The following is a 14254-nucleotide window of genomic DNA, read 5'->3' on the forward strand; positions in this document are numbered from 1 at the left end:
AATTGAAAAAAACAACATCCCATTTCTCTGTTGGTGAGAGTGGGATGTTTATTGGTTTAATCAAATGGATATTTTGCCAATTCATTTTTTGCTATTTTCATGATTTGATTGCGTACTTATTGGAACGGCCTTTCCAATCCCAAAAGCGTAATAACTAATCACAACAATAGCTAAGAAAACAATGCCGATAATCAGGGGGATGCGCGTATCATTGTTCATCCACATGCCTGCCAGTACCATAAGCAAAAAGGCGATGGTCAGATAGTTTGTCACTGGGGCGAAAGGCATTTTGAACGGATGATGAGTTAGTGTATCCCCCTTGATTTTTCTGAATTTGATTTGACTGATTAGAATGACAAACCACGGCACCATACCGGGAAGTACGCTGGCACTGTACACGTGCACAAACAGATTTTCCGGTGCAATATAACTTAAGATTACGCCAATGCCTAATCCCACGAGCACGCCAATTGTTCCCAGCAGGGGCACTCCGCTATGGGACAGTTTCGTAAATATCTTCGGTGCCTGTCCATTGACTCCTAATGTATAAAGCATGCGTCCTGCGCTATAAATCCCGCTATTACAACCCGACATGGCAGAGGTGATGACGACAAAGTTGATGATCCCCGCCGCTGCAGTAATGCCGACTTTAGCAAATGTTGCAACGAACGGGCTCCCGATGGCTTGCAATTGATTCCAAGGGTAGACCGTTACAATCACAAAAATCGCGCCAATATAGAAGATCAAAATCCGCCATATAATACTTTGGGTCGCCCTCATTAACGTTTTTTGCGGGTTTTTTGCCTCACCTGCTGTAATCCCGATCAGTTCGACACCTTGGTAGGCCGCAGTCACCAGCGAGAGAGCAAAGAAAAAGCCCGACCATCCACCGGTAAAAAAGCCTCCATGCTGCCATAAGTTGGAAAATCCGATCGCATTCCCGCCGTTGCCAATTCCGAAGAAAATCAGGCCAAATCCCGCAACGATCATCAATACGATGGTTACGATTTTAATCATCGCAAACCAAAACTCAAATTCGCCAAATGATTTCACAGAAAATAGGTTGGCTGCGCCGAGAATCACCATGGCGATGATCCCTGGAATCCAAGCAGGCAAATCCGGGAACCAGTACTTCATATATGTCCCAACGGCAATGATCTCCGCCATCCCGACAATAACCCATTGAAACCAGTTGCTCCAAGCCGTCATATACCCTGCCAAAGGATGAATGTACTTATGGCCGAAGGTCGCAAATGACCCCGTGCTTGGTTCTACGTACTGCATTTCTCCCATTGCGCGCATGATGAAAAATATAAAAATCCCCACAATTGCATACGCAAGCATCACCGATGGACCCGTCCATTTGATCGTGCTTGCAGAGCCCATAAATAACCCGACACCAATTGTGCCGCCCAAAGCAATCATCTGAATATGACGGGCTCCGAGCCCCCTCTTTAATTCATTGTTTTCCATTGCAGTTTCCCCCTCTGCTACTTTTCTTTTAGGTGTTCATTTGAACAAGTTGCAGAATCTCACAATGATAAAGTAGACGCCAATTTTATTTTGTAAGCGCTAATCTTATTTTAGTATCTAGTTTCTATGAAAACAATGATATTCATTTGGTAAACTACAAAGGGACAGCTTGTGTCCGCTGGAATCCATCTTCATAATAAATGTATTGTCCCGTAAATTCATTTTTCACTCCCTGTCGGAAAGGATGCCCATCATGACCAGGAATTCAAATATACGCACAAAGCGCGATATTACCAATGCATTTATGGAACTGCTAGAGACAAAGAGTTTTTCATCCATTACAATCTATGATATTTGCGAAAAATCGCTTATCCACCGCAGTACCTTCTATCGTTACTATGAAGACAAGTACGATTTGCTTAGCCAAGTGACAACCAGTATTGGAAATGATCTTTTTCAGAATGTGAATAGTAATCACGAGTCGTCACATGCCTTCTATGAACAAATACTGGATTATGTAGATGAACACAAACAACCGTTTCTTAACATTACGAATGATGTATACAATGAATTGGTCAAAATAGGAAGCAGATTTTTGATGGAAAATTCAAAAGTAATGGATGATCCGATCTCCAAAAAAATTCGCCATTCCAACTACTCCAAGCTTGCATGCGACTTTTACATGAGTGGCCTGATCGAGATATTTAAGAATTGGGTTGATGGAAATTACAAAATTTCGAAACAAGAATTAACTGAAACGCTCCAGAAATTAATGGAATAACAACACAATTTGCGACAAATGTCTCATTTTGAATCATATATCTCAAATTGAATGTCGTATCCCCACTGCCCCTCTGCTATATTCGTCATACACTAATGAAGGGGGAGCATGAGTTGGAGAGATTATTTACAAAATTCGGAGATTTCATCATACGACGTTCCAAACTCACGATCATCGTGATCACGATATTGACCGTGTTTTGTTCTTTAGGTCTTCCGAAGCTTGAGATGCAAATGGGCAACAATGTATTCGTAAATGAAGCGTCTGATGTATTCAAACGCACGACAACCTATCAGGAGCAATTTGGCGGGGAATCGATCTTCATCATGATCAGCGGCGATCCGAAAGTTCTCATCTCTCAAAGAACTTCACAGGAAATCGTTCGCTTCGCCCAGAAAGCCGGTCAAATCGAGGATATTACAGGCAGCATGCACTATATTAGCTTAATGAATGAAATGCTTGCTATGGAGCATCCTTCCCTGCCTTTGGGTGAAGATGAAGCGAGTCGTTCAAAGCTGCTTAACACGATCATGGCTGCCATCAGCGAGCAGGATCAGCGGTCCATTCAGCAATCCATGATGAAGAACTTAACAGATCAGCAGCGAACAGATCTGCAAAATTACACGCTCAGCCAATTAACAAAGAATCAACAACAACAGCTCGCGGCAAAAATGGCCAATCTTGGTGAGAAGAATACTGTTGGACAGCAAAACGCCATTCTAAACGGTCTTCTTACCAAACAGCAAAACGATGCGATTGCGATCTACGCTCAAGGCTTGCTTACGCCGCAGCAACAATCGGCTATGGCCAGCCAAGTAGTTCAAGCATTGCCTGCTGTGCAAGATATGGATGACAATTTGCTGCAGCAGCTCGTATTTTCAGATAAGGGGAAAATTCCTTCTCAACTTATGACTATGATCCCCGATAATGGCAAACATATTTTAATCGTACTGAATACATCCAAAAATACAGACATCCTCACCTATTCACGTATCAATCGAGAACTCAATCAACTGATTGATAGCAGCAATTTCGAATCGAAGATTACCGTCAAAGCCGGCGGCATGCCGGTCGTTCTAGGCGAGGTGAAGGATGAAGTAATATCCACCATGGCAATCATGCTTGCAATAGCCGTGGTATTAATGATTGTCGTGTTATTCCTTGTCTTCCCGGTTCGCCGAAGGGTTTTGTCGCTCGCATTCGTATTAGTTGGTTTAATATGGACGTTCGGATTTATGGGGTGGGCCGGTCTCCCGATCACAGTTGCCACCATGGCTACACTGCCCATCATCATTGGACTGGGAACCGACTTCGGCGTTCAATTCCACAATAGATATGAAGAGGAACTGAAAATTAGCAATTATAATGCGACAGCAGCCGTTGCGAAATCCATCAAGCATATGGGGCCGTCCGTTGGTATTGCCGTATTTATTATGTCCTTAAGCTTTTTAACGATGCTGCTGTCCAAAGCTCCGATGATGCAGCAATTCGGCTTAACGTTAGCGATTGGTGTCATGTTCTGCTATATCATAGAGATCTGTCTGCTGTTCTCGACCTTTCATTTACTGGATCATAAGCATACGAAACCAGTGAAATCAGTAAAAGATAGTACGTGGCTATCGCGATTTCTCGAAAAATATACCCATTGGGTGGGCAAAATGCCTGTTCCCATTATACTCGTGGCTTTGATTCTATCTGTCATCGGCTTCTCCACGGAGTCATCTATACCGACAGAAACGAACTTGATGAAAATGATCCCGCAGGATTTGAAGGCATTGAAAGATACAAATTCCCTGCAAGACGTTGTAGGCTCTACAATTTATATTACGTATTTGGTCGAAGCGAAAGATGTAACCGATCCGGATACGTTGAATTGGATGAATCGCTTTGAAAACAAGGTTGTGACTCAATATAAAGATGTGGAAGGAGTAACTAGCTTACCAAAGCTCATGCTTCAAATGAATGGAAATCGCGATTTACCCAATGACCAAAAAGAAATTGCGAATCTAATTGAGCAGATGCCTCCTACTCTGCTGAAATCTATCGTTACTACAAACAAGCATTATGCGACGATCCAGTTTAAAATAAATAAAGATTTGGCATCGTCTGAGCAGTTGGCGCTAATGAATACCATTACACAACATATTGATGCCAGCGACGGGATTAAGGTGAGCCCAGTTGGTACTCAAGTCATGATGCTGCATGGGATAGATAATGTGAGTGCGAATCATAACTTAATCACGATTACAGGTTTATCGATTATTTTCATAGGTTTATTATTGGTCTATAGACGTTTGAAATACGCCCTTTATTCTTTACTGCCTATTGTCTTAGTCCTTGGATTTTCGCCAGGTACCCTGCATGTATTGGACCTATCCTATAACCCGCTTACAATTGCGCTAAGCTGTTTAGTCCTAGGCATAGGAACCGAATTCACAATTCTGATCATGGAAAGATATCGAGAAGAAAAATCGAAAGGATTATCTACAAAAGAAGCGATAACCGTATCCTTATCCAAAGTTGGGCAAGCGATTACTGTATCCGGCCTAACCGTTATGATCGGGTTCTCTACTTTACTATTTGTAAGCTTCCCTGTACTCCGATCATTTGGGATAACAACGGTTATCGACACACTGTATTCCTTGATCTGTGCCATAACGATCTTACCTGCTATCATCATTTTATTTCGCAAAAAGAAAAGATCTAAACGGTGATGAAGTAAATAAAAACTATTACAGATTGTCCCATTTACCCATTCGTAGTTTACAATATAAATATCGATTAACAAAATTTAAAGAGGCGGCTTATCGTAGCCGCCTCTTTTTGAAGATTATAGAATTTATAAATTTTCTTGCTACGCTGAACAATTCTATAATCGCAAGAAAAACATCCGCTAAATGCGGTCTGTCTTCCTAGAAAGTACGTCGATAGACGTTTTTCTTATTTGCATTATCAACTAATTGTCCATGACCATAAACATCCCTGTCATTCCAGGCGAATGGTCTTTGAATCCGAATGTTTCGTAAAACTTATCTTTTCCTTATGATGCGATTTGATACAAAAAGCTGAATTTAAACCTTAACCCAAAAAAGCAATAGAGCGTTTTACTTTTCTTGCAAAATCAACGGGATTATCGATCGATTCCCAGTGAATATACATAAGACGAGGTTCCTCAAACAGCCAGTGATTATGAACAGCCGTTACTTTAATCCCGTTTTTTCGAAGATTTGACAGTAATCGATTCACTTGGTTTTGGAAGAGAGCCGTTTCCCCTAAACAGAGTGCGCGTCCTGAACTGTCCAATGATTCAAACGAGAACAGCTGATAACGGATCAATGGGGATGTGGTACGTTTTCCTAAAACAGATGCTCTAAATTTCCTATTTCTGGTAACGAAACAAACCGGACCTTTTGTAATGGAATGCTCTGTTCCACCTAAAATGGTTGAAAATTGATTACATAGTTTTATAAAGCGGGGACTTGCTTTAGCTTGTTCAGACATACATTATCATCCTTTCATTAAATGATCGTTACACCTTCAATTCGGGCCGCATCAACCTAAGAATGCGATGGATTCTTTGGTTCTTCTAGCAAACACGACAGGATTCATAGTGGCTTCCCAATGCATATACATTAACCGGGGGTTTTCATTTAGCCAGTGATTATGGACCGCAGTCACTTTAATCCCGCGTTTACGAAGATTCGATATCAGTCGATTAACCTGATTTTGGTGTACGGCAGTCTCACCCAAACAAAGCGCGCGACCCGACTTATCAAGAGATTCAAACGAAAACATTTGCATTTGGACTAATGGGGAACGCGTTCTTCTTCCCAAGATCGTTTCCCTTAGGTTCGTCATCCGCGTGACAAAACAAACCGGACCTTCATCAACCTCCGATACGCCGCCTAATATTCTTCCAAATTGAGTACAAAGCTTTTTGAATTGTGGGCTTACCTTCACTTGTTGTGCCATATAAATCCTCCCTTTCATCATGTTCGGTTTATCCTATGACGAAAGATATAAACGGACTTGGATGACTATTCATATTATAAAAACTATTTGTAAAAGAGCCTAAGCGGAATACAGCTCTATTTAGAGATTTGCTCGTCAGTGTACCTTTATTTAATAAGGGGACTAGTCATTTGGGACCAGAAGATAGAGTCGCATTCTTCCCGGTTTGATGAGCAGGTCTGGTGCAGAAATAGGCACCTTTTTCAGAACGACATAATATTCTACATTAGTTTACTAAAGGGAGAGCCCTAATGAAAAAGAACTTAACTTATGATTACATTGTTGTTGGCACGGGTCCGGCAGGTTCTGTCATCGCGAAGACGCTTTCTGACGACAAACGAACCTCCGTACTTGTCTTGGAAGCGGGGGGAAACCATGATAAAGATAAACCGATCAAGGATTCCACTTTTGCACCGGAACTTGAAGAAAGCTTTTCCCCAAATTATTTTTGGCAAGGTGAAGGTGTTCCCCTAGAAGGCCTGGATGGCCGCACATTCGAGTGGACTACGGGACGTCTCTCAGGAGGCGGGTCTTCTATAAATGGAGAGCAATATGTGCGTCCGACAGCAGCTGTACTCAAAAAATGGGAAAGACTGCTTGGGCCTCTATGGTCACCTGATAAAGCCATACGGCGTTTCAAACAGTTGGAAAATTTCAATGGATCAACGACAAATCGGGCTGCGCATGGTTATAAAGGAAGAGTGGATATCAGGCAAGCGCCCGAAAATCCAACATCAATGGCTCAAAAATTGGCAACGGCAATCGAGCGGGCTTCAGGTTATCCTATAATTCTTGACTATAATGATCCTGATACCCCCCTTGGACCGTTCACACGCTGGCAATTATACCAACAACCTGACGGCCTTAGGGAAAGCTCATCTACAGCCTTTTTATCTTCGGATATTATGACGCCTTCAGGCGTAGGGGTTAATAATCGTAAACTAACCGTATTGTTCAGGACAACGGCTCTTCGGATTCTCTTTTCCGGCAAACGTGCCATTGGAATTGAATTTTTGAAGGATGGTAAATGCACCCGTGCGTATTCGCGTAAAAAGGTTATCTTATCGGCAGGAATCAACAGCCCGCAGATCTTGATGCTGTCCGGGATCGGATCCGCTAAAATGTTAAAAAAGTCAGGTATCGCTGTCGTTTTTAATAATCCAAACGTAGGGCAGCGATTAAAAAATCACACGTTAAACTTCGCTGTATTTGCTGTCAATTCAAATGATCGTCCCCTCCCTGTCCAAGATTCTAATGCACTTTATACAGGAGGAGCTTTTCTACCGGATCCATCCGGTAATAATCCAGAAGAGCGGGCCGTTCAACTGCTCGGTATCGGAGCCGATGAACAATTGACAATAGCGATTCTGTATTTACGGCCTAGGAGCAAAGGGAATATCCGCATACAGAGCAAAGATCCGCTAAACATTGTATTGGCAGACGAAGGATTTCTTTCTGATCCGGACGACATGGAGGCTGTAAAAAGGATTTATCGAATTTATATCAAGAATATCGCTCAGGAGCTATCACGAATCGATCCTTCATATCAGCTCCTCTCGCCTACATTAGATATAATTGATGATGATGAGAAGCTCGAAGAATTCATTAAAGAAAATTTCGATCATAATCATCATCAGCAAGGGTTTTTGCGAATGGCTCCTTTGTCAAAAGGGGGAGTCGTTGATTCTAGGGGAAATGTGCATGGGGTCAAGGATTTGATCGTTGCAGATGCTTCCATTATCCCTTTTACAGTCGATGGAAACACCTCTTCGGCTGCATATCTCATCGGCTATACAATCGCGAAGCAATTACGCAAAAAAACAACCCGTAATAAAAAGCAGCGAACGCGAACAGAATGGACGGAAGAGTAAATTCCAAAGGGGCTATCCAGCCCCTTTATGAAGTTTTCCTCTCATAGTTAAAACCCATTACTATAAATGGAATAGTTACTTGCTTGGCTTACCCTAGCTTGATAAATGGAAAAAACCGCTTTAGTTATACGAACTTAATTCGTTGGACATGTTATATTTAGGATTTAAAAATTGGAAATGAATAAGGAAAAGAGGTATCCAGCAGGAAGCATTAGCCTACTCCGTTTATGTCGCCGGGGAGCATATTGAAAACCTTGATGAGATCAAACCTGTAATTTATGATAATTATCGCTTGGTGGTCTGCTCAATCGAAAGTCCGGTTTATAATATCTCATACAAAAAAGCTTTTCATAGCCACCCTTTCGGGCGTATAAAAAGCTTTTCTGCTTTGCAGCGTCTATCGCTTTCGTTTAAAACTTTTCAGGAAACTGTTTGACGATGCCTTCTGTCAGGATATCCGCTAAATGAATCATATGGATCTCGTTTTTGTCGGTTGCTGCAATATCCGCTTTCCAATCTCCTTTGAGACAATCAAGGACTATTTCCGTAATCAACTGAAGGTGCGTATACAGCATATCTTGCAGCATTTTAAACTGCCAGTTCGGATTCGCTGCGCTTAAAAATTTGGCGATATCGTCGGCGTTTCTATGCCAATCCGCCTCTAACTTTTTTACATCCGCCTGATTTCCCGCTTTGGCCGCCGCTACAATTTTCCCTGCGATCAGAATATGCTCTCTCAGAAGATCAGCCAACTTATTGCCGGCGGCTTCTCCATAATAAGGCTTGATCACGTTGCCTATGTCCTGCTGGTTTCGCAAAAGCCGGTCCAATACGTCCTTCACATCCGGTCGATTGGAAACGGCGCTGACAATAAAGCTTCTCGTCCATATCGTATGGTCAATCCAAACCTTCTGCATATCGGTTTTCAGCTGCACCATTTTGGGACTGAGGCAAACCAAAACCTTCTCCTGATCTACCTTCGCTTGCGCGGATGCTACTGGCGTCGTGCTAATAACAAGCGCTAGGGTTAACGGCAACGCTAGCAACCATTTATTTTTCATATTCATCTACTCCTCTGTAACTCTGAAATAATACGGGCTGTCTTATTATGGGTGAAGTATCCGATTTTATACAGAGGATTAATTACAGTGTGTTCTCCGGTCACAACATTATTTTGTTCGGACAAACGCATGTTGGGGGGTAAAATGCCCAAATTTCAAATCTCTTCCAATACAGAGTTGTACTCGCCTAATTATAAAAATATGGTAAAAATGTCCAAGATAAATACGCTTAGTCCCATATAATAAAATTGGATTTAACCCAATTCTTATGGAGGTGGATCAATTTTGCAATTCATTCATCCAATTTCAGAAGATACTATAAGACCACATATGGGTAAAAGAGTTTGTGCTGTTCTATGTAATGGGACTTATTATTACGGTGTAGTCACGGATGTACGTGACGGCCATTTAGTTTTAGGTGGTAAAAGTCCCCAAACTGCAACATGTAGATCGAAAATAACAAAACCAGAAACCAAATCAAAAGCGGTTACTATTTCTCAATTTTTCCCCGGCGCTTTAGCACTCTCTTTAGGAACACTTGCCTTTTTGTTTTTAATTTAACTGAAGCGGAGCAATTAAAATCGATTTCGGACAATATGGCTTATGGAACCTTCCTATTCCTTACAAATCTGAAGAGCGTATATGAAGCTTTTGGAAAATTTGGATTGGGGCAGACTTAGAAACAACCATTTATAAACATTGGATTGGTGACATAGTGACCCTAACCTTATGAAGACCTGGCGATACGCTGCATCTTCCATACAGTATAGGCTCTGTTCAGTCCCGAATATCTCTTTGTTAAGCGAATAAAAAAGAAACGGCAACCGTTGTTAAAAGGCGGCGGCCTGTTTCTTTTTTGAAGTTTCTACGAAAAAAAATTAAAGCTCGTCACTCAGCAGCTCTTTCCGCTGTTTTTACCCGGGTTCATCGGTTTATTTCCTTCATCTTCTGTCAGCTTCTCACCGAATTGATCCAGGCGTCCAGGAGAAGAGGCAGGTCCGTTGTTCTTCGGTTTGTTGTTTCTTCCAGCCATGACGTTCACCTCCATTCAAAATAACTTGAGCGCCTGACCCTGTTTTCATACCCTAATGCTTATTCCAGATAAAGGGTGCAGGTATTCGTTGCCAAATTTGGGCCAAGGTTTATTTACCGTATTTCTTGCTGCGAAAGTTAAATGTAGTATTTGAAATCGGAGATTAGTTTATGCCGTAAATACATTCCTAACTCTCATCATCCGAATATGGCCCTTGTTGTCGGAATAACCCTCCTGGTGACACTGATATTAAATGAAGTCACACTTCTGAAGGAGTCGCTGTATAATTGCTGCAACTTCGGCTCTTGTAATGTACGCCTTCGGTGAGAGAAGGCTATTGCTTCTTCCCGATACGATGCCTGCTTGAATACCGTCGGCTATGCTGTTTTGCGCCCACTCGGATGCATCTGCCTTATCTGTGTACGGACGAATCATTGCCTCTGTCGCCTGGGCAGGAAGCTTGGCTTTCAGTTCCGTGATTTTCATCGCTTTGGCGATTATCACCATCGCTTGTTCCCGGGTAATTCGGTCATTCGGACGAAAAGTAACCGTTTTCAAAACCGTCGATCAGTTGATAAGCATATGCCGTGGTAATCGCGCTGCTGTACCAATCCGAAGTCTTTACATCCGAGAACGGCGTTGTTCCGTTTTCCAGCTTGAGTCCCTCTTCCGTTCACTTTCTGAAGAAGCATAATAAAATGAAGGAAGAATACCCACGTGTTCACGCATTTTGCAAAAAGCCATTTGGCTAATATTATGCTATGTAAGATATTCATTATCTTCATATTGTCTAATTGAAAAATTACTCTCAGTGAGAAGTTCACCTTCACGCTCCATATAGTACATAGAATAATCCACATAATATCCATTCTTGTATAAAAACTGCAAAGAAGAGCGGTCTCCGTCAATACATGCACCCATCGAACAGTTCTACTACGTCGTATTGCGAAAGCAATTTATCAGCCTTTTTTAATAAGTTTGGTACCAATACCCTTTCTTCTGTATTCCTTGCTGACAAATATCGTCGTTCCAGCTCCTCGCCCCCGCTTATAATTATTCAAGTAAAGAAAGCCTACTGTTAAGCCATTGTAACGAGCAACAAATAAACCGTCATGAAAATTTGCTTCGTTCTCTTGAAACGCTGCCCCCACTGCTCCTACGTAAGAGGACCGATCGGTTGAATCCCGATGCCGAACGACCAAGAAAAAGCTTTTCCACTCGACCAGGATTATAGTATGCTAGCCATATAAGGAAGGAGATGGAATCAATGGTGAAACAACTGATCGTCGGAGACGCCATGAATGAACTGGCCACTACTCGCCGCATCCTTGAGCGCTTGCCCGAGGAGCATATGACGTGGAAGCCGCACGTGAAATCAATGACACTCAGCGGGCTGGCCACGCACTTGATCAACCTGCTGAACTGGCAAGTCGCGATTTTTCTTTACCCGGAATTCGATCTTTCGACCGTGCCGCATCGGCGGGAACCTTTGGAAAGACGCGAAGACGTGCTGGAGGAATTCGACGCGAACGTCATCAAGCTTGAAAAGTTGTTAGCCGAATGCGACGAGAAAACGCTCGGCGAAGAATGGACCTTGCGCAACGGCGACCATATCATCCTGCGCCAACCGCGGGCGATCGCGCTCCGCACCTTCGGATTAAGCCACATGATCCATCACCGGGCGCAGCTCGGAGTTTATTTGCGGCTCCTCGATATTCCGGTGCCGGGTCTCTATGGTCCCTCGGCCGACGAGGGCAACTGAACTAAGACGCGACGAAAAGTCGCAGGGCATCGGCAAACTGCCGGTACTCTGCGACTTTTTTTCAGGACGAACGCTTTTTTATCTCCGGGCATAGCGCGAATGACTTGCTTTTTCGCCAAGCGGCAATACTTTCCATCTAGGTGTCCACATTCAGAACAAATCTGGCTTGAGGGAAACCATGGATCTACCTTTACAATTTGACGACCGTACCAGTCGGCTTTGTATTGTAACTTTTCTACAAAACTAGACCAGGATACGTCAGAGATGCTTTTCGCTAATTTACGATTACGCAACATACCTTTTGTGTTTAAGTCCTCTATACAGATCACATCGTGGTTTTTGATGATTTCTGTACTTAACTTATTTAGAAAATCGGTACGTTGATTCATCACTTTTTCGTGGAGTCTAGCGACTTTTCGCTTTTGTTTTTGGTAGTTCTCCGCATGAAAAAGGTCGATTCCCTTCTTTTTAGCCAGGAAGGCACGACGTGACAACTTACGCTGTTCTCGTTTCAGTTTCTTTTCCATCTGGGCAGTGAATCTATGGTTATCTTTCTTCTGACTATCCGATAGAATTGCAAAATCTGTGATACCTAAGTCAATACCAATCGCGGAATTCACTTTCGGTAGTTCATCGATTTCTTCCTCACACAGGATGGAGACGAAGAATTTTCCACTCGCATTTTTACGAAGGGTAGCATTAAGTATACGTCCTTTCGGTTCTCGGCTTTTAGCCAACTTTACGAATCCGAGTTTAGGTAGCTTCACGTAGTTTTCTTTGATTTCAATGCTTTGATTCACGTTCTTCGTAGTATAGCTTTGAACGGGATTCTTTTTACTTTTGAATTGAGGCCTTTTATTTTGTTTTTTGAAAAAACGAGAAAAAGAATCCGCTAAGTTTAAAAGAGAGGATTGGAGTGCGATGCTATCGACTTCTTTCAACCAACAAGTCTCAACGTCCTCCTTCATTTTGGGAAGCATAGCAGAACAAGAAGGGTAAGATAGACCTTTTCCTGTATTTGAATAAGCTGTATTCCACATATTTAGAAAGTGATTGTAGACAAATCTGGAACAACCGATAGTTTTAGCGATTAATATTTGCTGTTCTTGATTTGGATAGATCCGAAACTTATAAGCTTTATGTCGAGGCATGGCATTCACCTCACTTCTTATTCGTTTTAAGCTTAACATACGTCAGTTGATTAACATAGCTAAAGCTATGCCTCAACTGAAGCCGATTCATCTGCATGACAAAATTCACGAGTATTCTCGGCTAATTGATAAAAAACTCATTTCTCGTACTTAGCTAAGATTCTACCAACATAGTCTATGAAACCTTCCCGTACCTCAGAGGGTCCAACAATTTCACATTTATCTCCAAACTTGAGTAGTGTGTCATAGCCATATTCATTGTGTATGATTGGATACGTAGCCAAGCAAGTATTCCCTTCTACGCTTATTACATTTCCTTCGCCAAATCGTTCAATCACTTTATCCATTACGGATAAATCAATGCGGATCGTAACCTCAACCCAATCTTGATTCATCCAATCCATTCCATCCATAGGCAGCGGCGAGAAATTCCGTGACTCAAATGTTTCCCGCAAAACTTGCAACTTGCTCATGCGAGCCAATTTAAATATCCGATAGTCCATTTTTTCAACGCAGTAACCTTGCAAATACCAACTGCTTTCTTTAAAAACGACCCGATAAGGCTCGATCTTTCTGGAACTAATATGGCCTGCACTATCCACGTAATCAAAACTCAGATATCGCTCTTCATTTAAAGCTGTTTCCACGTGGCTAAGCAAAGAGCGCAATGATTCATTGCCCTGATTCAATGATAAATCGACAACAAACTTTCCTTCAGGGATCGAAGTTCCACCGTCATAAGCGATAGCGCTTAATTTCTCCAGCACATGGACAATATCCTTATGGTTGAAAAGCTGCTTGTAGCTCTTCAGACTGGTCACCAGCGCTTGAATATCCTGGTGTGTGAACAACTTTTTGTCAACTTTATACGATTTCATGAGACCAACGCCTCCCGATGCTCCTTGCTGGGTAAAGATGGGGAGCCCGGCAAACGTTAACGTATCAATATCGCGGTAGATGGTTCTTCTGCTAACTTCCAGCTTCTCAGCTAACTCTCGAGCATTAATGACCTCATATTCCAAGAGAATGACAATAATTGCAATCAAACGATCAATTTTCATGCCGCACCTCCACCTCAAGTATGCCACACAGGTGTCATATTTGACATGCT

Annotated in this window: 15 protein-coding genes; 5 read left to right on the plus strand and 10 right to left on the minus strand. The window is 42.3% G+C overall.

Annotated elements, in window-relative coordinates:
• Positions 1-81: 81 nt before the first annotated feature.
• Positions 82-1473 (minus strand): amino acid permease, encoded by a 1392-nt coding sequence (locus L6442_RS16195; protein WP_212980681.1) that lies wholly within the window; start codon positions 1471-1473, stop codon positions 82-84.
• Between the two features lie 253 nt (positions 1474-1726).
• Between L6442_RS16195 and L6442_RS16200 the strand changes: the two genes are divergently transcribed.
• Both L6442_RS16200 and L6442_RS16205 read left to right on the plus strand, forming a co-directional pair.
• A complete protein-coding gene (locus tag L6442_RS16200; protein WP_212980680.1) occupies positions 1727-2254 on the plus strand; it encodes a TetR/AcrR family transcriptional regulator in 528 nt (175 codons plus the stop codon).
• A 113-nt stretch (positions 2255-2367) separates the two neighbouring features.
• Positions 2368-4968 (plus strand): efflux RND transporter permease subunit, encoded by a 2601-nt coding sequence (locus L6442_RS16205; protein ID WP_237099942.1) that lies wholly within the window; start codon positions 2368-2370, stop codon positions 4966-4968.
• A 364-nt stretch (positions 4969-5332) separates the two neighbouring features.
• On the opposite strand, the gene L6442_RS16210 is transcribed toward L6442_RS16205, so the two are convergent.
• Both L6442_RS16210 and L6442_RS16215 read right to left on the minus strand, forming a co-directional pair.
• Positions 5333-5755 carry a DUF1259 domain-containing protein gene (locus L6442_RS16210; protein ID WP_212980678.1) on the minus strand — a complete coding sequence of 141 codons (423 nt, stop codon included), beginning with the start codon at positions 5753-5755 and terminating at the stop codon, positions 5333-5335.
• A 51-nt stretch (positions 5756-5806) separates the two neighbouring features.
• Complete coding sequence (locus L6442_RS16215) at positions 5807-6226, minus strand: DUF1259 domain-containing protein (RefSeq protein ID WP_212980677.1); 420 nt, start codon at positions 6224-6226, stop codon at positions 5807-5809.
• 290 nt (positions 6227-6516) lie between these two features.
• Between L6442_RS16215 and L6442_RS16220 the strand changes: the two genes are divergently transcribed.
• Positions 6517-8136 (plus strand): GMC family oxidoreductase, encoded by a 1620-nt coding sequence (locus L6442_RS16220; protein ID WP_212980676.1) that lies wholly within the window; start codon positions 6517-6519, stop codon positions 8134-8136.
• Between the two features lie 410 nt (positions 8137-8546).
• On the opposite strand, the gene L6442_RS16225 is transcribed toward L6442_RS16220, so the two are convergent.
• Positions 8547-9197 carry a glycosyltransferase gene (locus tag L6442_RS16225; RefSeq protein WP_212980675.1) on the minus strand — a complete coding sequence of 217 codons (651 nt, stop codon included), beginning with the start codon at positions 9195-9197 and terminating at the stop codon, positions 8547-8549.
• 285 nt (positions 9198-9482) lie between these two features.
• On the opposite strand from L6442_RS16225, the gene L6442_RS16230 reads away from it, so the two are divergent.
• Positions 9483-9758 carry a hypothetical protein gene (locus L6442_RS16230; RefSeq protein WP_212980674.1) on the plus strand — a complete coding sequence of 92 codons (276 nt, stop codon included), beginning with the start codon at positions 9483-9485 and terminating at the stop codon, positions 9756-9758.
• Between the two features lie 331 nt (positions 9759-10089).
• On the opposite strand, the gene L6442_RS16235 is transcribed toward L6442_RS16230, so the two are convergent.
• The 4 genes from L6442_RS16235 to L6442_RS33125 form a co-directional block, all read right to left on the minus strand.
• A complete protein-coding gene (locus L6442_RS16235) occupies positions 10090-10230 on the minus strand; it encodes a hypothetical protein (protein ID WP_194231372.1) in 141 nt (46 codons plus the stop codon).
• 249 nt (positions 10231-10479) lie between these two features.
• Positions 10480-10788: an S-layer homology domain-containing protein gene (locus tag L6442_RS16240; RefSeq protein ID WP_237099943.1), complete on the minus strand. Its 309-nt coding sequence runs from the start codon at positions 10786-10788 to the stop codon at positions 10480-10482.
• Positions 10760-10885 (minus strand): S-layer homology domain-containing protein, encoded by a 126-nt coding sequence (locus tag L6442_RS32975; RefSeq protein ID WP_336513165.1) that lies wholly within the window; start codon positions 10883-10885, stop codon positions 10760-10762. Before L6442_RS32975 ends, L6442_RS16240 begins: the two co-directional genes overlap by 29 nt.
• Positions 10886-11189: 304 nt before the next feature.
• Complete coding sequence (locus L6442_RS33125; RefSeq protein ID WP_212980673.1) at positions 11190-11381, minus strand: GNAT family N-acetyltransferase; 192 nt, start codon at positions 11379-11381, stop codon at positions 11190-11192.
• A gap of 116 nt (positions 11382-11497) precedes the next feature.
• On the opposite strand from L6442_RS33125, the gene L6442_RS16250 reads away from it, so the two are divergent.
• Positions 11498-11992, plus strand: a complete 495-nt coding sequence (locus tag L6442_RS16250) for a DinB family protein (RefSeq protein ID WP_212980672.1) — start codon at positions 11498-11500, stop codon at positions 11990-11992.
• On the opposite strand, the gene tnpB is transcribed toward L6442_RS16250, so the two are convergent.
• Both tnpB and L6442_RS16260 read right to left on the minus strand, forming a co-directional pair.
• Positions 11962-13143: an IS200/IS605 family element RNA-guided endonuclease TnpB gene (gene tnpB, locus L6442_RS16255; RefSeq protein WP_237099944.1), complete on the minus strand. Its 1182-nt coding sequence runs from the start codon at positions 13141-13143 to the stop codon at positions 11962-11964. The genes L6442_RS16250 and tnpB overlap by 31 nt on opposite strands.
• 137 nt (positions 13144-13280) lie before the next feature.
• Entirely contained in the window at positions 13281-14204 is a 924-nt protein-coding gene (locus L6442_RS16260; protein ID WP_212979227.1) for a helix-turn-helix transcriptional regulator, read from the minus strand.
• Positions 14205-14254 lie beyond the last annotated feature (50 nt).

Source organism: Paenibacillus azoreducens (assembly GCF_021654775.1).
GTDB classification, from domain to species: Bacteria; Bacillota; Bacilli; order Paenibacillales; family Paenibacillaceae; genus Paenibacillus_AQ; species Paenibacillus_AQ azoreducens.

Bases quoted from the DNA above. Each gene is read 5' to 3' on its own strand.
- L6442_RS16250 (WP_212980672.1), top strand. From the start codon at position 11,498: ATGGTGAAACAACTGATCGTCGGAGACGCCATGAATGAACTGGCCACT.
- L6442_RS16220 (WP_212980676.1), top strand. From the start codon at position 6,517: ATGAAAAAGAACTTAACTTATGATTACATTGTTGTTGGCACGGGTCCG.
- L6442_RS16200 (WP_212980680.1), top strand. From the start codon at position 1,727: ATGACCAGGAATTCAAATATACGCACAAAGCGCGATATTACCAATGCA.
- tnpB (WP_237099944.1), bottom strand. From the start codon at position 13,143: ATGCCTCGACATAAAGCTTATAAGTTTCGGATCTATCCAAATCAAGAA.
- L6442_RS16260 (WP_212979227.1), bottom strand. From the start codon at position 14,204: ATGAAAATTGATCGTTTGATTGCAATTATTGTCATTCTCTTGGAATAT.
- L6442_RS16195 (WP_212980681.1), bottom strand. From the start codon at position 1,473: ATGGAAAACAATGAATTAAAGAGGGGGCTCGGAGCCCGTCATATTCAG.
- L6442_RS16210 (WP_212980678.1), bottom strand. From the start codon at position 5,755: ATGTCTGAACAAGCTAAAGCAAGTCCCCGCTTTATAAAACTATGTAAT.
- L6442_RS16215 (WP_212980677.1), bottom strand. From the start codon at position 6,226: ATGGCACAACAAGTGAAGGTAAGCCCACAATTCAAAAAGCTTTGTACT.
- L6442_RS16225 (WP_212980675.1), bottom strand. From the start codon at position 9,197: ATGAAAAATAAATGGTTGCTAGCGTTGCCGTTAACCCTAGCGCTTGTT.
- L6442_RS16235 (WP_194231372.1), bottom strand. From the start codon at position 10,230: ATGGCTGGAAGAAACAACAAACCGAAGAACAACGGACCTGCCTCTTCT.